Origin of the sequence: Paenibacillus polymyxa M1 (genome assembly GCF_000237325.1) — a bacterium.
In the GTDB taxonomy this organism is placed as follows: domain Bacteria; phylum Bacillota; class Bacilli; order Paenibacillales; family Paenibacillaceae; genus Paenibacillus; species Paenibacillus polymyxa_C.
In genome coordinates, this window is record NC_017542.1 from 1,298,271 (window position 1) to 1,316,136 (window position 17,866).

Below are 17,866 nucleotides of genomic sequence, written 5' to 3' on the forward strand. Positions count from 1 at the left end.
TCACCTGCTATCCCTGATCTTTGCTCGCCCCGGGATCTGCGGGCTTTTTATGTTTGTTCATTTGCTTGGCTTCCCAGAACAGGCCTGTCAGTACGTCCTTGATCCGTTGACGGTCTTTTTCATCGAGCGGAATGCCATCAAACATTAATTCGTCGTCTTCCTCCAGCATTTTTTTAAAATCCCGGCGGTCTTTGGAGTTTGCCCATTCTGGTACAGTAGAACGATAAAGCTCATGCGGATTTTGCTCTATAGAATCATCATCTGCCCAATATCCGGCGGCCTTCATCATTTCGGTATAGGATACGCTGAGCGCGTCCGCTATTTTGCGGAGGGTGGAGGGTTTGGGAACTCCACGCAGTCCATTTTCGATGCGGGAAATTTGTGAATTACTAATACCTGCGGCATCTGCCAATTGGTTGATGCTCAATTGCTTGTGCTCACGCTGCTGTTTTAGGTAGGTTCCGAATGCTGGCTGTTCCACAATGGAGCTCCTTTCTGCAATAGAATCATAGATTCAGCTCTATTATACCATTAGGTAAATAGTAAAAGCACGTAATATGCCAAAAGGCATAGAAAAGTAGAGCGAATATCCTGTTTTTGGGGCTATATTGCTTTTTTTCACGATGGATACCTATCCTAAATAATGTTATGTTATACTCAAGATACGAACAAAAGGGGAACAAAATGTAAACAAGTACGTTTTTTATTTAAAAATACATCATTGTCAAAAGGCATAATATAAGGAGTGTTGCTTTTCATGAGAAATAACTTACCCGAATTAGACCGTCGCAAAACGCAGAATGCATTGGAGGGTGTATTTGAGAAATACCGGATTTATAAAACAATAACCTTTATGGATCGGGAAAGCTTTATTACTGCTGGCTATACGGACCGCCCGAACGGACCCACGAATGTGACAAGCGATCCAACGGCCCGGACTGCTGTATATAATGTAGATGCTCCTGCAGCCCGCTTGGCCTATTGCCAAATGGTGGATGCTGTAGTGAGCCGCTTGAATGAACGTGAACAGCTACTCATCCGTGAACGTTATTTAAAAGATGACGATGTGTTCGATTACAAGGTTTATAATTATGTGTTGGACCCACCAGTCAGCAAGGATACGTATACGAAGCTTCGCACGCGTGCTTTTTATAAAATGGCGCTAGCGCTGGCAGACCAAGGCGTTTTGAATCTGGCAAGCTTGCAGAAGGGCGCGGATCGAAGACTGGGTTCGGTAAATGCATAGGGATCACAGTCTGTGGCTCTATTAACTTAGACAGCAAGGAGTATGAACCATAAAGGTGAATAAGAAGCATAGGTCTCAATTAAAATGGGAACGGAGGACGGATGTAGTGAGAAGTGAACCAGAAATGATGAATATGCTTGTAAAGTTTGCTATGAACGATAAAAGAATACGATTGGTCACGATGGAAGGATCACGTACAAACTTCAATGTTCCTCCTGATTCATTTCAAGATTATGATATTTCTTACTTTGTAACAGATATGGATTCTTTCAAGGAAAGTGATCAATGGCTGAACGTGTTTGGGGATAGGCTTATGATGCAAAAACCCGAGGATATGGAGCTTTTTCCATCAGAACTAGGTAACTGGTTTTCATATATCATTCTTTTTGAGGATGGAAACAAATTAGATCTGACACTGATCCCTATAAACGAGGTAGAGGATTATTTTACGAATAGCGATGGTTTAGTTGAGGTTCTGCTCGACAAGGATGTGCTGATCCAAGAGGAAGTGATCGCAAACGATCATCAATATTGGATTAAAAAGCCCACTGCAAGGGAATTTGATGATTGCTGTAATGAATTTTGGATGGTTTCAACTTATATCGTAAAAGGATTGGCGAGAAAAGAAATCCTGTTTGCTATTGACCATTTGAACGAGATTGCACGACCTAATTTGTTGCGAATGATGGCTTGGAAGATTGGATCAGAGCAAGGGTACACCTTTAGTGTAGGAAAAAACTATAAATTTATAAATCAGTATCTTCCTAATGAAGATTGGAAAAGCCTACTATCGACTTACTCAGAGAACGGCTATCAAGAAATGTGGCAGTCTTTACTTACTTGTTATTCATTGTTTAGAACATACGCTAAGGCTGTGGCAAGCAGTTTGAAATATGAGTATCCAGAATACGATGAAGCCATTACTAGGTACACTGTAAATATTTATAATTCATTGAATTGAACGATATAATAACCGCCTTTTTAAAGGGCGGTTATTTTTTTGTGTACAGCATCAATAATCAGATTAAACGCATTTTTAAACACAGGAACAAACGTTCGCAAAATGTCGCCTAACTTCATCCCTAGTCTCTACTTTTATCGTCCAGTTCTCCGGCAACGCATTCGTTATAAGGGTGTAAGATTATATCATCGGGAATCAAGACAAGAGGACATACCGAAGACACACACAGTCAAACGTTAGCCGGCCAATAGGGCCGGTTTTTTCATGCGGTGATCGTCTCTGTCACTTCCCGGGAATTCGTTGATAGAAAGGAGGAGTCGTGTTGCCTAAGCAAGGGATGCTGCAATGTATGAGTACAAGACTGCGCCGGATGAGAACATGGAAGTGGAAAAAAGCCTGGCTAAACAGTCACAACATGCGAGCGCAGGATACGCAAGGGTGGCATGCCACAGGATGAGACAAGCCTTTAAGCAAAAGCTCATTGACATTATTCCAGCACTGCAAGGGCGTGTATACGATGTTCAGCCCCCATCACAGACGGCAGAGGAGCCGTATGCAGTTATGGCGCTAGGCGAGGAAATCTGGAAGTCTTCCTGGGCCGGTTACCGGCAGGTTGTCCGCATCAAGCTGTACGCAGGACAAGCGGGGCTGGCGCAGGCCGATGTATGGGCGAATGCCTTGATTGCCGGACTGCACCGGGCATCGGTGACAGGCAAAGGTGAGGACACGTCGGCTTTTACCGCACACTATTTGGGCGTGCGGGATGCTGAAAAGCTGGACACGGTTACGGGCAAGGCCTATAGAACGCTGCGTTTTGGCGTGTATGTGCCTGAAACGGAAGGCGGTTCGGCTACTCCAGCACCTGGTGCAGCACAGCCAGAAGAATGGCTGGCAGCGCTGGTCCGCTGGACGCAGAAGCAACTGGGCGAATCGTGGTCGGTATACGCCGACGCATGGCCTGCACAGCCGGGAAGCCACGCGGTATTATGGCGGCTGAGCGGCTGCGAAACCCGGATGGCGGGAGCTTCCATGTATGAGCTCCGCAAACGGTTCATCGGGCATATCACCGCCCCGGATACCACCGAAGAGAATCGCGCAGCTTCCGCGCTGGTCGAAGGCTTTGCCGCTCAAATCCAGCTTCCTCTGGAGCAGGACAAGGGCCGTTATATGTCTACGGCTGAAGCATCAGCCGATTTGCAGGCAGATGCCATTTTAGACGGTCAGCTTCGGCTGACGCTGGTACAGCGGCGTATGCGTCCGGCTGAGGAAGCGGCATTGATTCGCAGAGTGGAAATTCATCCTATTTTGAAATGAGGTGGTCCGAGTGACCTTGGAAAACCAAGAAAAGGCCCCGGTACATGACGGGCAGGAAGCGAGTGGCCCACGCTACACGCTGGAGGAACTAAAGGAGCACGCAGAATCATTGTTTTCTGTGAAAGAAGAAGTGCTGGCAGGCGCCTTTTTTGGCGCACAAGACAAGCTGTTTACGGTAGCAGAAGCACACACTAAAATCGAACAATTTATGAAAGCGAAGGTGGATTAATTATGGCAGGCGGAACATGGGAAAACACGAATAAACCGGTATTGCCGGGTTTGTATATGAATTTTCAGGCAGCAGCAGCTTCAGCGATTCAAGGTGGATCACGTGGTACGGTCGTTGTACCCGTCAAGGCAAATTGGGGCCCTGTACGTGAGTTTGTAGAGGTTGGCAGTGAAACGGCTATTAGCCAAATCTTCTCCGGCGACAGTGAGAACGGTGCGACAGCATATTCCACATTGTATCTGGCTTTGCTGGGAGGTCCGAAAAAACTGCTCGCTTACCGGTTGGCAGATGACACGGCTGCTGAAGCGTCTGTAACGCTGAAAAGCGGTGGCGAGACCCCGACCGACGTGCTGCGTTTGAAGGCTTTGTACACAGGAAGCCGCGGTAATGGTTTTGCCGTAACGGTACAGCCGACTTTGGGTGACGAGCAAGCTCGTGAGGTGCGCCTCTATGAAGGAACCAAACTGCTGGGTACGTACAAAGGCAGCGACGGTACGGCTGCTTCGATTGCCAAAGCGCTGAACGAAAACAGCGAAAACGTATGGGTAAAAGCTGAGGTTGTCGGCGAAGGCGGCATTCCAGCGGATGTCAGCGGCGTACATCTGACAGGTGGCAATAGCGGCAATAGCAAGCTGGTTAATGCCGATTACATTGCGATGCAGGAAGCACTTGAGGGACAGGAATTTAATGTGCTGGCCCTGGATTATGCAGCCGATCTGGCATTGCTGCAAAGCTTTGCTGCCTGGATCAAACGTGTGCGGAGCGAAGGCAAAGGCGTCATCGCTGTATTCGGCGGTTCTGCGGCAGACGATGTGTCCAAAACAGCTGTCAGCTTGGCCTCTGCACGTTCCCTGGCGCTGAACCATGAAGGCATCGTGAATGTGGGTACAGGTGTACGCCTGGCAGGTACGGACTACAGCTCCGCCCAAACGGCTGCCTATGTAGCCGGGCTGATTGCAGGCCAACGTTTGAACCAATCCGCAACGTACGCGGTTACGCCTTTTGAGGATGTAACCCGCCGCTGGACACGTTCCGAGCAGGAACAGGCTGTCCGTAACGGGGTGTTCCTCCTGTTCTTCGACGGCCGTCAGGTCAAAGCGCTGCGTGGAATCAACAGCTTGGTGAACCCGTCTGCCGGACAAAACAACGCATGGAAGAAAATCCGTTCCCTCCGTGTTATGGATGCCATTAACGCTGACTTGCAGCGTGCAGCCGAAGAGACTTACATTGGCAAAATCAACAACACGGTGGAAGGTCGTCTGGCACTCATCGGTGCGATCAAAGAATACCTGGCACAGCTGTCGCTGAGCAACGTGATCGAGGCAGATGGCTACGATGTCATTCTCGACCCAGCCTACTACGGTGATGCGCCAGTCATCAAACCGGAGCCGGATCAAGTGTTCCTGCAATGGAACGTGAAGCTCACCGACGTGATGGAGCAACTGTTCGGCACATTTTACGTGCAATAAATAAGCATTTTACGGGTATAAGCATTTCGCATGCAATCAGCAGAAATAAAGTAGCTTTTTAACAACGAGGATTTTGTGAAATCCCGAACTATATTATGAATTATTTTGAGGAGGAAAAGAAATGTTGGATGCTTCAAGAGTTATTTTAGGTACGTTTGGTCAGGCGTATATTGATGGGGTATGGCAGACACATATTAACAAGCTGGAAGCTAGCGTGGAAATTGATAAAAGAGAACTGAATTTGGTAGGTAATACGTGGAAAGTCCATAAAAATGGAGCTAAAAAAGGTACTGGGACGATGAGTGGTTACAAAGTAACTTCTGATATGATTCGTCGCGGTTTTGAAAAATTCGATATTATTTCCAAGCTGGACGATCCCGAATCTTTTGGACATGAACGCGTTCGTTTGATTCGCTGCATGCCGGATAAAATTCAATTGGCCAACTGGACTGCAGGGGAAGAAGTGCCAGAAGAAACGACTTTTACCTTCGAAGGCTATGAGTTGCTTGATCCGATTGTAGCAAACTAAATTGGTGAACGGGGAATGAGATACTATCAGGTGTCTCGTTCCCCAAATGCATATAAGAATTTGTGAAATTCTGAAATAAACAATAAGGGAGAATGACTTATGAGCTTGAATGAGAATATGACAGAAGAACAAATTTTGGACAGTTTGTTTGAAGCCGCTGAAAAACTACCGGAAGAAACGGTTCGTATCAAGCGCCTCGATATGAAAATTGTGCTGCACGGCCTGACCTCCAGTAAGGTGGACAGCATTCGTGAGCGTTGCACGATTCGTCGAACCGTGAAGGGTGCCGTAGATGAAAAAGTAGATACCGAAACGTTCAACGCCTTGTTGATTTCGGAAGCTACCGGAAAGCTGGAAGTGAAGGGCCTGTCCCTCAACGGTTGGGGCGATCCCCGGATTACAAGCCGCTTGAAGCTGTCCGGTGGCGAACAATCTGTTCGCCGTATGCTGTTAGCGGGTGAACTGGATGCAGTAGGGGATAAGGTATTGGAACTGTCCGGATTTGGAGTTGAGATTGCTGATCTAAAAAACTAATCAGCTCCGGGGGAATGACGACGATGCTGTACCACTTGTGGGTCCGGCACCACCTCCGTCCCGGAGACTTTTGGCGGCTTCCCCGCGGTGAGCGCATGCTGCTGCTGGCGTTTGCTGAAGAAGAACTAGATGCTCTAGCAGATAATATGTAGTAGTTAAAGGAGGTGTAGGTGTGGATGATATCTTGGATATAAGAAGTTTAAGTAGAGTTAATAAAGAATTAAAAGCTATGGATCGATACTTTGAGAGTATCCAGAAGAGGGCAAGAAATTTTGGGCTTAATAGTTTTCAAAGACAAAAGATAGTTATTGACCAAACTACGGAGTCAGTTAAGCGACTTTCTAATGCGTTAAGTAATTTAACTTCACGTTTATATAAAATAAATCGCCTGACCCGAAATTTATCTGGAATTAAGATTGCTGTTAAATGTTCCTGTTCTAAGGATTGCTCGAAATGTAAGATGACAACTTGCGCTAAGAATGGCGGTTCCTATTGGTTTAATCATTCCTTGATCGAACAGCAAAACAAAATTAGTATCCAACAAAAAAATCAGAAAAGTGGAAAAAATAATAATGTTGCAATCCCTAACATACCTTTAGGGTCTAAAATATCCAGCAATCTTGGTAAGTCTCAAATTTCTCAAAGTTCAGCGAGTAAAAATAATGAAAAACAGAAGATTGTTATAAAAAAACCTGTTATGGATCTTATGAACTTCTTTAAGTTTTTTAATAAGCCGAAAGACTTTGTAGAATCACTAAATAAAACTGTTAAAGCCTACAGGGCCATTACTCTGTCACAAGTTGCTGCAATGCCTACATGGTTAAAGAATACTAAAACTTGGATCGACGATGTAGCAAATCAAATTAAAACATCTACTGTATACACGCAAGCAGCTTCTATATTTTCCAGTACTCCTTCTTGGCTGAAAACAGGATTAAAAGGTGCAGCGAAATATGGAGGAAAAGCTATTGGGTTTGCTGATTTAGGCTTTGATATAAGTGAGATTCTAAATGCTAAGGGAGAAGAAAAATATAAACTGATTGGGAAATTGGTTGCAGGAAAAACCGGAAATATTTTAGGGAAATCCTTTGGTATGCAAGTCGGTTCAAAAGTTCCCTATGCTGGAGTTGTGTTAGCTCCTGTCCTTGGTTATATATTTGGAGAAATAGGTGAAAAATTGTTTGAGCCGTTAGGGGAGAAAGGAATGGAGAAAGTTTGGTATGCCAAAACGCATCTTAAAGGCTGGACAAAATCTTTAAAGGAAAGTATCGATCAGACTACACAAGACTTCAAACAAGGTATGATTGGTTTTAATAATGAAGTAGCTATAAAAGTGAACAACATAAAGGCTGCTACTCCTACTACAATTGATCATTGGAGTAAACAACTCGAAAGTTTCATCGGTAATCAGACGGGGAATCTGATGGGGGGAGTTGACAACTTGACCGAGAAAATATCAAGAAAAGTACCTGCTTCTAATAAAATACTGAATAACGTGAGAGAGCCTCTTAAAAATAAGATTAATGTTACAGGGAATTATCTGAAAAATAGTATTCCAGGTCTCAGTGAAGGGGTCAAGGAGAAAATCAACAATATTAGTGAAGGGACTAAAAATTTCTCTAATAAATTGAATAACTTTGTTCAGAAAAATGCTGACCCTTTTAAAGAAAAAGTTAAAAAAGCAACATCAAAAACAAGCGATTTTCTTCAAATGATCTTGGATTCTCCAGAGAAATTGAACTGGGAGCTTATTCAGAGCACAGAGAAAACTGCTGCTAAAAAAAGTACTCCGAATAAATATTCTCGGACTTTAGTTGCAAGTTCTAGAACATATCGTGCAAATGATAGACACAGAACAGCAGCAGTTCATTCAGTAAAGAATACAAATAGAAATAAAGCAAACATGCAAGTGAATATGCCAACAGGAGCAATTCAGGTGGCTGTTGGTGAACGTGTTAATTTTGATGCTTTGGCTTCAGAAGTAGGCAAACGCTTCGTAGCAGGATTCCGTCAAGCTATGGATAATAACAAGACAGCGAGAGCCCTAGTGTGAGTAGGAGGTGAATAGTATGGAGTTTAGTTTGACGGATGGTAAGGGGAAAAAGTTTCAGTTTCCAGTAAATCCTGAGGAAGTAACGATTTCACGACAAAAAGGATTTGATACAACGACGATCTTGTCCTACGGGGAGTTTGATTTTCCGCAAGGAGAGAAGGTGAAGGAAATCTCCTTCTCTTCTTTTTTTCCGAAAGAATACAATCCAGCGTATTGCACATATGAAGATATCCCTGATCCGCAGGAGGCCATGAACACGTTGAATGGCTTTTTGTTATCCAAGAGCCCGCTACGCTTTATCATTACGGAGACAGCTGTGAATGTGCCGGTAATTGTGGCTTCTCATAATTCAACCTTTCGGGGCGGGGAATATGGGGATGTGAATTTTGATTTGTCACTGCGAACCTGGAGTGAAATGAAAGTAGTCAAAAAAGCCGGCACCAGCTTGAAGTCTGCGACAGTCAACAAAAAGCCTCGCACGGATATGAAAGAAAAAAAGAAAACTTACACGGTTAAATCGGGAGATTCCTTGTCCAAAATTGCCAAGGTGGAGCTGGGAGACAGCTCCCAATGGAGTCGTATTTATCAGCTTAACAAAAAGATCATCGGGAAAAATCCGAATGCGATTAAACCGGGGCAAAAGCTGGTGCTATCATGAGCTATAAAGTCATTTTACAGCATAAATATGATCTGTCGCCGCTTGTGGAGAACATTAATTTGAGAGATTCACTAGAGCAAATCGCCTATCAGGGGACGGTCAATTTGGTCGTTACGTCCGATATGCCTACTATTTCTCCAGGGATGTCAATCCGGGTTAGCGGGATTCCTTATGGTAAAAAAGACTACGTTCCTCTGTTGTCCCCAGCGGTGATCTGGGAAGTGGAAACGTCGAACAACGGACTCAAGCGTATGACGCTGACGCTATATGACCGTACGGTATATTTGGACAAGTCGGAGGATGAATATTTACTTCCTGCCAAGCAGACGGCTACTCAGCGTTTTCAGAAGTATGCGAGGGACTGGAAACTGAAAATCGCTTCTTTGCCGGACACAAAAAAGCAGCTCGGGCGCGCTGTATACCGAACACAGTCCATTTACTCCATGATGCTGGGCGATCTGCGGGAGACAGCCAAGGCGGGAGGGGAGCTATATCATCCACGTATGATTTCTTCCGGCTTAGAGCTTTACGAACTGGGCACGAACAAAGATGTGTACGTCTTGGAGAGAGTGACCGATACGACACAATCCCGAACGTTGGAAGGCGCAGCCACGAGAGTAAAGGTGTTGGCTACGGCGGCCAGTGAAACAGGGAAAGAGGTTCCTTCCAAGGTGATGGCACTTGAGGAAAAGGACATTGCCAAATATGGAACACTTCAGGTGATCGTACAGGATGATGAGGTGAAATCGGGTGCGGCGGCACGTGAGTTGGCCAAAAGTAAGCTGAGAGGCATACAACAAACGATATCGGTAAATGCGCCAGATATGAACACGATTCGAGCAGGAGACGCGGTAATATTAGGGACCATGAAGCTGCTAGTAATTTCAGTAAGCAGGGAATTGGGCAACCCTGGCAGTATGTCGCTGGAGCTCGGAACGTATGACGATGTAAAAAGGAGGTTTTACCTTGAATAAAGACCCCTACGGGCATTTAGCCACTGCGCTGCAATCTTCATTTCATAAACATACCAAGCAAGCGTTGAGTGGAGTAGGTGCAGTATTAGGTACCATCACCTCCACAGGACTCAAGTTGGACGATTTTAAACATGAGCTTCAGGATTATCTAGTCGCCGAGCTGCCGGGACTGCTATCTGTACCACGCCATATGTACAAAGGTACCTCAACCTCGGTGGAATCAGAAAATTGGGAAGGCAAAGAGCTGAAAACTTCCTTTTATATCGGGGAAGATGAGCTGGAGGATGTAAATCTGAGTCTGAACAAAGGACTTAAGCCTGGGGATCGTGTACTGGCGGTGCGGGTGAATAGTGGCAACGATGTGGTGGTCGTGTGCAAGGTGGTGAATGGACGTGGCTAATTTGTTTCCAGAAACAGACGATATGATTTGGACAGACACAGATGTGACCGATCCAGATGTGCTGGAGGATAATCGTGCGGTATTTGGGCGAAGCTGGAGGTTTGATTTTGAAGCCGGCGAGTTTGTTATGAGCCCTAGCCGTAAAATCGTGACTACAGGCGAGAAAGAAGCCTGGGTACAGTGGTGTGAAAAAGCGATTCGCACTCCTCGCTACCGTCATGTGATCTATTCACCTGACTATGGAAGTGAGCTGGAGGAGCTGATTGGCAGCAGCTATGGGCACGCTGTGCAGGAAAGTGAAATTAAACGCATGGTCACAGAGGCGTTGCTAGCAGATGCACGTACGGCTAGTGTGGATCAATTCACGTTTCGCTGGGAAGGCGAGGCATGCTATTTTAGCTGCCAGATTACGAACGTGCGGGATGAAACGGAAATTGTGGAAAGTGTGGTGATCTAATGGCAGACTTGCCGGAATATTTGGTAGACCAGACGGAAGAAGAAATTTTAAATCGGATGCTGGAAAAAGTGCCCTCGGACATCGATAAGTCTGAGGGCTCTTTTATTTGGGATGCGCAGGCGCCGGTGGCATTTATGCTCTCTGAAGCCGCAATCTGGGCGCAGGAGCTGCTGCGTCGGGGGTTTGCCAGCACAGCAGCCAGCGATAACCCAGATTTTCGCTCGCCGGAGCTGGATTTGCGGACAGCAGAACATGGAGTGACACGGCGGGAAGCCGTTGCTGCTTCAGGTAAGGTCAGGTTCACAGGCACAGCGGGAACAACTGTCCCAGCGGGAACGTTGGTGGCGACTCCGGCAGATGATGTATCCGGGGAAGCCTCCATTGAGTATGCGACCACGGCATCGGTCACGCTGGATGAACAGGGTACAGGAGAAGCAGTCATTCGGGCGGTTAATCCCGGACGCCGCGGCAATGTTCCAGCAGGCGTCATCCAGGTGATGGCTACTCCGATTAGCGGGGTTTCCTCTGTGATCAATACGGAGGAAACCAAAAGCGGCACAGACGTTGAGAGCGACCAACTGTTGCTGGAGCGTTTTTATGCCAAGGTGCGGAATCAGGGCACAAGCGGTAACAAGGCACAGTATACCCAGTGGGCGAATGAGATAGCTGGCGTTGGTGGCGTGGAGGTTGTTCCGCTGTGGAAAGGGCCAGGAACAGTGGGGTTATATGTGCTGGATACGGATAAACGAGCAGCCAGCCCGGATATCGTGGCTGCAGTGCAGAAGTATATTGATCCGACCCAGGATGGGCAAGGCGAAGGGCTAGCACCAGCGGGCCCCGTGGTGACGGTTATGCCAGCGGCTGAAGTGGAAATAAACATTTCGGTCAAGGTACAGCGCACCAAAGAGAAGCCGTCCACACTGGATGAAATCAAAAAACTGATTGAAAACGGTGTGCGGACGTATTTGAAGCAGCTTGCTTTTTACAAGGCAGACCCGTTGGTACGATATACCCGGATTTCTGCTGTGCTGCTGGACATTCCGATTATTATTGATTTCTCTGAACTGAAAATTAATGGACAGAGCAATCAGAATATTGAGATTGGATCAGGTCAGGTGGCCGTGCTGGGGACGGTGAGCGTCAGTGAGTAACGATGAGACAAACAGTTTTGAAGATTTATTGAATAACACAGACCAGGGAAAACGCGCAAACCGTAGTGGCACTTTTGTTAACAGGGTAGCAATAGCGGGAGATACAGTGGATCAAATGAGCAGCGAGCGGGGACGCGAGCTGCTTTCCTATTTGCCAGCCTATTATGAAACCTCACGTGTGATGCGTTCTGATATGGATGCTAAAGGAAGCGAATTGGACGCTTTGTATCTGGCAATGGACGCAACGGTGGGACAGTTTTTCGTACGTACTGCCACCTGGGGGTTGGAACGCTGGGAAATGGAGCTGGGGATCGAAACCGACCTGGCGAAGCCATTGGATCAACGGCGTGCCGTGGTGGAATCGAAGCTGCGAGGGGCAGGAACTTTTTCCGGCCGGCTTGTTAAAAATGTAGCTGAAGCGTATGACGGAGGCACGGTAGAGGTTACTTTTCATCCTGCCGAATGGGGATTTACGGTCAAATTTATAGATACCATTGGGATTCCTCCCAACGTGGAGGACCTGAAAGCAGCCATTGAGGAGATCAAGCCCGCTCACATGGCAGTGGAGTATAAATTACGTTACCTGACCATTGCCGAAGTGGAGTCTATGACCCTCTATGAAAATGAACATACAACACAGGATAGATATTTAGGAGGTGGCGCATAACATGGCAAGCGAAAAAACACCGAATCTTGGTTTAAATCAAATTGACCGCACATCGCCCAAAACGACGTATTTTGATTTGGAAAAGTATTTGGATCAAAACTGGCGATCAGTTGATGAATTTGCAGGTGAGGTGAATGACGGTGTAAATGAGATTAAGAAGCGCCTGGATACGACGGAACGTAAGGCGGTAACTTTGGAACCCGGTGTACAGATTGTTCATGCGGAAAAGGCCGCGCCATTTTCGTTGACGGGGCTGAGCGGGCGTACGTTGGTGAATTTGTTGGGAAGATGGGGGAATTTGAGTAGCTTAATGGGGGTAACACCGTATCAAGCCGATATAGCACTAGATAATTTGAATAAAGGAACAATGCCCAATTCGTTAAAGGTAACAATCAAGCCTGGATATACCGTTGGAGTGGGATTTTATAGTAATTTTAAATTTTTATCTGGGAAATATTATGTTGCAATTGTAAGAGCGAAAGTGGGTAACGCTACAGATGCAGGAATCTCGGCTCCGAATGCTCTAGTAGAATCGAAAGTTATAGTTAAGGATAAAACTAAATTTGCTACGGCTTGGTTTAGGCTGGCTCCTACCAGCGATATTATTACTAATATAGATTTGGTGACACAGGGTACTGTAGGACAGTATTCTTATTTTGAGGCTGCACGTATCTATGAGATTTCTGCAGCAGAATACACAGCGTTGGCAACAATGACCGACGAACAAATTGACACCAAATATCCTTATGTGGATAGTGTAATGCCTGTACGCAATCCATATGCCATACGGTACGGAGAAAATTTGATTCCCCCGTTTTACGAGTGGACGCTAGGCGAGAGAGCTAAGGTGATAAATCCATATAAGTTGGAAACAGTGGCTACCGTATCTGTGGATCAATCTAATGTGTATGTGCCTGTGGTTCCGGGAACAACTTACACCCTGACTGTTAAAGTTAACGGGCGTGTAACTGTGGTTGAGACAGACGATACAGGTCTTGAAACCACTGTATACAGCACAACAGATAATGAAAATAGAATTGTCACAGTAACGTTTACGACCAAGACGACAACTAAAAGGGTACGAATTTACGCTACAAACACAGGGGCAGGTACGTACACACTCGAAAACCCTATGCTCAATATCGGTAGCATGGCCAAACCATTCAAACCGTGCGAGCATTCCATGCTGGCATTGCAAACAGACCTGTACGCCGATCCAGTTACAGGAGGTAATGCGGACACGGTATTTGAGCAAGATGGGCAATACTTCAAGGCTAAGAAATGGAAAGGGATAACGTTGGATGGTAGTAGAGCATGGGTACTTGGAGACGCTGCCGCTACTGCTGGAGTCAGACAGGTTAAAGTGGTAGCGTTGGCGGCTGGTGCTGTGGCTGCAAGCGGCACCGGCACGAAGTTTGATGGTAAGGTATTACCACAAGGGAGTACAGGCAACACAGCCGACACAAACGCCGTCACCGCAGCGGGTGACATTTACATCGGTGTTAGCATGGCAGACAGTGGATGGGCCGACAGCTACAGTCCAGCACAAGACGACATCAAAGCTTATTTTTACGGGTGGAAGGTGTATGACGCTGGCACATTCACGCCAACACAAGCCCAAGCCGCTACAACGGCGACATGGAACGGAACGGGTGCTAAATATTATGTTCCGCGTGTTGGTTCTGCAAACCCTGTAGCGTCGGTACCTGTGACATCATACGCAGGGTACACACCGTACCAACTTGTATACCAACTTGCAACGCCTACAGTAGAGCCTGTCGCATCTGAGGGCCAACTTTCCTTTGTGGAGGGTGATAATCAGGTTGAAGTAGGTACAGGAATTGTATTGCGCGAGGTTGTTAAACTGGATGATAGGGATCCCGTAAGTGTGTATATAAATTCAATTAATTCAGGCACGAGGTTTCAATACCCTTCGGGTAAAATACTTAGTATATATAAAAACGGTGCGGAGGATTTTTCGTGGTATAAAGGGACTTACGTCTATAGTGGTGAGTTCTATGCTTATGGGCAAATAGCAAGATCAAACTTTGACCAAACATCCACTTACAGTGCCACATACTTGATGCTGGACAAGCCTCCTGTAGTATCTTTTATAGGCAGCTATGCTGCAAACGAAAAAACATTGCTTCTGGACTTGATAGACAACATACGGCAAAATACGGCGCGTGTGTCGGTGTTGGAGAGTAAGAAAGCGGATAAGGACAGTCCAGCGTGGATTACGCCGACGCTACTTAGCGGTGCTACTCCAGAAACAGATGCTAATAAACCGCAGTACACAAAAATGTCAGACGGCATGGTACTTTTTAGGGGAGCGATAAAGGTTCCGATTAGCGGAGATGTTCTTCTCTTTAATCTACCACCGGAGTTTAGGCCGTCGGCTCCGTATACTGTAATCTCGTGTTGGGTTAGTAGTTCCACGCATGGGCAAGAGGCAGAGGGGATTGTCATAAGGTCAGATGGTAGTGTAAGAGGTAATCTGAAGTATGTTTACGATAACTGGATTAGGCTAGACAGCATTCGGTTTCCAACGAATTAAGGAGGTCTGACAAATGAGAGCAGTACCTAAAGTAAATGCAAACGGTCTCTATCTAGAGGACGAGCTGGTGGACGATACCTTTTCAGGTATCGTCCCTTTTTATTCTCTATCTTCGCCTACGCTATCTGATACAAACCAGCAACTAGACACCCATCGGCTTGCTGACAGTAGCACTAGTACCATAGATGCAACCAATTCAGAAAGCATCCCCGCTGGTTATACAGTAGGGATTCCAGTGCCACCTGGTTTATACCATCCTCGTTTTGACATCCAAGGTTGGCTGACCCATGAAGCGGAATATAATCAAAAGCTGATAGAAGCACAAAAAGCCTTTGAACAGTTGAACAACGAATCCCAAGCTTTATTTCAGAAGCTGCATGATGAATGGCGAAATAAGCCGGAAAACGAACGCGGGGATGAACCTGTATATTTTGCTCAGACATTTACGGCTCCAGAACGAAAAGACCCGGCGACGTTCTGGAGTGAAGGGTTGAGTGATGAAGCAATTAAGGAACTGACACAAAAAGCAGGGCAACAGCCCAGCGAGACAGATCAATTGAAGCAACGTATTGCAGATCTCGAAGTGACGCTGACCCAGCTCATGCTTGGTAACACAGGGAAATGACGTGTACTGAGAATTATATGTAATAGAAAAATTTATAAAAAGAGGTGAAGTCATAACCATGGCAACTTTAACAGAGGCTCAAATACGTATTTGTGCTCATGCTTGCATCACTCGCTATGAGCGCGGAGAAGGCGATATAGCAACGATCATGGGAAGCTACGCTTTAAATGAAGAACAGCGTGAACAAGTAATGAAGATTATTTTATTCAAGCGTTCTGATCTAGTAGCGGGCAACGTAGAAACTTCGTCATCAACCGATGCTCCGAATGAACAGAAAGAAACGGTTAAATGGTATAACTCTATTTTTCGTAAGAAAACAGTATAGAGAACAAAATAAAATTCATTGTTTTTATGCCCTTGGATCAACCAAGGGCATTCACTTTACACCTAGGTTCAAAAGGGGGAACAAACATGCATGAAAAGATCGATCAGATTTGGCTGGGGTTTTCCACGGGGACCTTGATCGGTTATTTTTTCGGGGGGTGGACTACAATGTTGACGTTGCTGTGGTGGATGGTCGTGATCGACTTTTTCACCGGATGGGCAGCGGCCTGGATTAATGGGGAGCTGAAAAGCCGCCAAGGGTATTACGGTATTTTTCGCAAGGTTACCGTGTTTTTGCTCATTACGGTAGCCCATCTGATCGACGGTATTCTCGGGGATGCACATTACTTCCGGGATGCCGTCGTTTTCTTTTATTTGGCGAACGAGCTGTTGTCCATTATAGAAAATGTGGGCAGAATGGGAGTGCCGATGCCGGATATTTTGCGGAATGCGGTAGCCATTTTTGAGTCCAAATCGAGTGGGAAAAAAATAAAGCCAACCGACCCTTCCGACAAAGAAAATAAAGCTTCATAAAGTGCTGACCGTCGCCATTACAAAAAAGGAAGACTACCTTTTCGCCTTTTTTCGGCGTAAAAGTGGAAAAGCCCAGACCGTTTCCATGGTCCAAGCATATACAACAGAGACAGAGTGCTACAACATTATGAATGACAAGGAGGGAGCGCCTTATGCAAAATCGCAGCCCTAATGCTGCCGAAGGCATTGACGTATCCCGATATCAGGGAACGATTGATTGGAAACGTGTGCGAGCCGATGGTAAATCGTTTGCATTTATTAAAGCAAGTCAAGGACAGCGTTACGTTGATCCGACGTTTATTACGAATGCAAAAGGGATCAAGGCAGCCGGGCTTCTGCTGGGAGCTTACCATTTTGTAGATGCGACCAGTGTAAACGCAGCCAAAGCGGAAGCCAGACATTTCGCCGAGGTGCTGGATCAGGTGGGTGGTGCGAAAGCGCTGGACTTGCCAGCGGTGATGGATTATGAAAATAATCCGGGAAAGCTTAATTCGGCCGCGATTCATGAGGTAGCGCTGGCATTTTTGACGGAATTTGAACGAGTAAGCGGCCGCAAGCCGATGGTATATACAGGCAATGCTTTTGCTGCCCATTTTAAAGCCCTACTGGGTAGTTATAAGCTGTGGATTGCACGTTATAGTACACGGGTGCCTAGTGATACAACAGCATGGAGGCGCTGGGACTTCTGGCAATACAGTGACAGTGGACGGGTTGATGGCATTCAAGGGCCTGTTGATCTGAATGTATATGCCGGAACAGAGGCTGAGCTACGCCAAGCATTTGCAGGAGAAGAGGGGGAAGAGCCAATGACAGCAGAGGAAAAAGCGGCATTTAAGGCCCTGCAGCAGCAGGTCACCACCCTTGAAAATAGTAGAGATGTGCTCAAGCAAACATTAAATGAACAGAGTGCTTACATTAAAAAGGTGGATCAGCGAGTAGCTGAACTGGAGGCGCGTCAGGCTATGCCTGTACCGGCCTGGGCCAAGGAAGCGATGGTTGCTGCCGTTGCAGTTAATCCGGCAAGCCCGATTGTGGATGCGAAGCTGCCAAGCAGTTATGATTTTTATCGCTTACTGGTCGTGCTGAACCGTCTGGGTGCGTTTAAAACAACCAAGTAATCTTCGAAGGACCTCATCACTGCCCAGCCCACTTTTAAATAAAATGAGTAAAACAGCTACGTTCGA

Annotated in this window: 21 protein-coding genes; 20 read left to right on the plus strand and 1 reads right to left on the minus strand. The window is 46.2% G+C overall.

Annotated elements, in window-relative coordinates:
• Positions 1-7 precede the first annotated feature (7 nt).
• On the minus strand, positions 8-481 hold the full coding sequence (locus tag PPM_RS05605; RefSeq protein WP_013369769.1) for a helix-turn-helix domain-containing protein: 474 nt from the start codon (positions 479-481) through the stop codon (positions 8-10).
• 276 nt (positions 482-757) lie between these two features.
• Here PPM_RS05605 and PPM_RS05610 point away from each other — a divergent pair, with 276 nt between their 5' ends.
• The 20 genes from PPM_RS05610 to PPM_RS05700 all read left to right on the plus strand — a co-directional run bounded on the left by PPM_RS05610 (position 758) and on the right by PPM_RS05700 (position 17,800).
• A complete protein-coding gene (locus tag PPM_RS05610; protein WP_013369770.1) occupies positions 758-1,246 on the plus strand; it encodes an ArpU family phage packaging/lysis transcriptional regulator in 489 nt (162 codons plus the stop codon).
• A 106-nt stretch (positions 1,247-1,352) separates the two neighbouring features.
• The gene (gene ant(6) / locus PPM_RS05615) at positions 1,353-2,207 is read left to right on the plus strand and encodes an aminoglycoside 6-adenylyltransferase (protein ID WP_013369771.1); all 855 of its coding nucleotides are present in this window, start codon (positions 1,353-1,355) and stop codon (positions 2,205-2,207) included.
• 322 nt (positions 2,208-2,529) lie between these two features.
• Positions 2,530-2,664: a hypothetical protein gene (locus PPM_RS30385; RefSeq protein WP_267127955.1), complete on the plus strand. Its 135-nt coding sequence runs from the start codon at positions 2,530-2,532 to the stop codon at positions 2,662-2,664.
• Positions 2,661-3,521, plus strand: a complete 861-nt coding sequence (locus PPM_RS05620) for a hypothetical protein (RefSeq protein WP_013369773.1) — start codon at positions 2,661-2,663, stop codon at positions 3,519-3,521. The genes PPM_RS30385 and PPM_RS05620 overlap by 4 nt, the downstream gene beginning before the upstream one ends.
• A 10-nt stretch (positions 3,522-3,531) precedes the next feature.
• Positions 3,532-3,750 (plus strand): hypothetical protein, encoded by a 219-nt coding sequence (locus PPM_RS05625; RefSeq protein ID WP_013369774.1) that lies wholly within the window; start codon positions 3,532-3,534, stop codon positions 3,748-3,750.
• Between the two features lie 2 nt (positions 3,751-3,752).
• Complete coding sequence (locus PPM_RS05630; protein ID WP_013369775.1) at positions 3,753-5,219, plus strand: phage tail sheath family protein; 1,467 nt, start codon at positions 3,753-3,755, stop codon at positions 5,217-5,219.
• 121 nt (positions 5,220-5,340) lie between these two features.
• A complete protein-coding gene (locus PPM_RS05635; protein WP_013369776.1) occupies positions 5,341-5,748 on the plus strand; it encodes a phage tail tube protein in 408 nt (135 codons plus the stop codon).
• A gap of 99 nt (positions 5,749-5,847) precedes the next feature.
• On the plus strand, positions 5,848-6,282 hold the full coding sequence (locus PPM_RS05640; protein ID WP_007429164.1) for a phage tail assembly chaperone: 435 nt from the start codon (positions 5,848-5,850) through the stop codon (positions 6,280-6,282).
• A 172-nt stretch (positions 6,283-6,454) separates the two neighbouring features.
• Positions 6,455-8,335: a hypothetical protein gene (locus PPM_RS05645; RefSeq protein ID WP_013369778.1), complete on the plus strand. Its 1,881-nt coding sequence runs from the start codon at positions 6,455-6,457 to the stop codon at positions 8,333-8,335.
• Positions 8,336-8,351: 16 nt separating this feature from the next.
• The gene (locus PPM_RS05650; RefSeq protein WP_013369779.1) at positions 8,352-8,993 is read left to right on the plus strand and encodes a LysM peptidoglycan-binding domain-containing protein; all 642 of its coding nucleotides are present in this window, start codon (positions 8,352-8,354) and stop codon (positions 8,991-8,993) included.
• Entirely contained in the window at positions 8,990-9,967 is a 978-nt protein-coding gene (locus PPM_RS05655) for an XkdQ/YqbQ family protein (RefSeq protein ID WP_013369780.1), read from the plus strand. The genes PPM_RS05650 and PPM_RS05655 overlap by 4 nt, the downstream gene beginning before the upstream one ends.
• Positions 9,960-10,367 (plus strand): hypothetical protein, encoded by a 408-nt coding sequence (locus PPM_RS05660; protein WP_013369781.1) that lies wholly within the window; start codon positions 9,960-9,962, stop codon positions 10,365-10,367. The genes PPM_RS05655 and PPM_RS05660 overlap by 8 nt, the downstream gene beginning before the upstream one ends.
• Entirely contained in the window at positions 10,354-10,824 is a 471-nt protein-coding gene (locus tag PPM_RS05665; protein WP_013369782.1) for a DUF2634 domain-containing protein, read from the plus strand. The genes PPM_RS05660 and PPM_RS05665 overlap by 14 nt, the downstream gene beginning before the upstream one ends.
• A complete protein-coding gene (locus PPM_RS05670) occupies positions 10,824-11,975 on the plus strand; it encodes a baseplate J/gp47 family protein (RefSeq protein WP_013369783.1) in 1,152 nt (383 codons plus the stop codon). Before PPM_RS05665 ends, PPM_RS05670 begins: the two co-directional genes overlap by 1 nt.
• 115 nt (positions 11,976-12,090) lie before the next feature.
• The gene (locus PPM_RS05675) at positions 12,091-12,642 is read left to right on the plus strand and encodes a YmfQ family protein (RefSeq protein ID WP_414056450.1); all 552 of its coding nucleotides are present in this window, start codon (positions 12,091-12,093) and stop codon (positions 12,640-12,642) included.
• 1 nt (position 12,643) lies between these two features.
• Positions 12,644-15,199 (plus strand): hypothetical protein, encoded by a 2,556-nt coding sequence (locus PPM_RS05680; RefSeq protein WP_013369785.1) that lies wholly within the window; start codon positions 12,644-12,646, stop codon positions 15,197-15,199.
• A gap of 13 nt (positions 15,200-15,212) precedes the next feature.
• Positions 15,213-15,824 carry a hypothetical protein gene (locus PPM_RS05685; RefSeq protein WP_013369786.1) on the plus strand — a complete coding sequence of 204 codons (612 nt, stop codon included), beginning with the start codon at positions 15,213-15,215 and terminating at the stop codon, positions 15,822-15,824.
• 58 nt (positions 15,825-15,882) lie between these two features.
• A complete protein-coding gene (locus tag PPM_RS05690) occupies positions 15,883-16,149 on the plus strand; it encodes a hypothetical protein (protein WP_013369787.1) in 267 nt (88 codons plus the stop codon).
• Positions 16,150-16,235: 86 nt separating this feature from the next.
• The gene (locus PPM_RS05695; RefSeq protein ID WP_013369788.1) at positions 16,236-16,682 is read left to right on the plus strand and encodes a phage holin family protein; all 447 of its coding nucleotides are present in this window, start codon (positions 16,236-16,238) and stop codon (positions 16,680-16,682) included.
• A 152-nt stretch (positions 16,683-16,834) separates the two neighbouring features.
• Positions 16,835-17,800 carry a glycoside hydrolase family 25 protein gene (locus PPM_RS05700; protein WP_013369790.1) on the plus strand — a complete coding sequence of 322 codons (966 nt, stop codon included), beginning with the start codon at positions 16,835-16,837 and terminating at the stop codon, positions 17,798-17,800.
• The last annotated feature ends 66 nt before the right edge of the window (positions 17,801-17,866 follow it).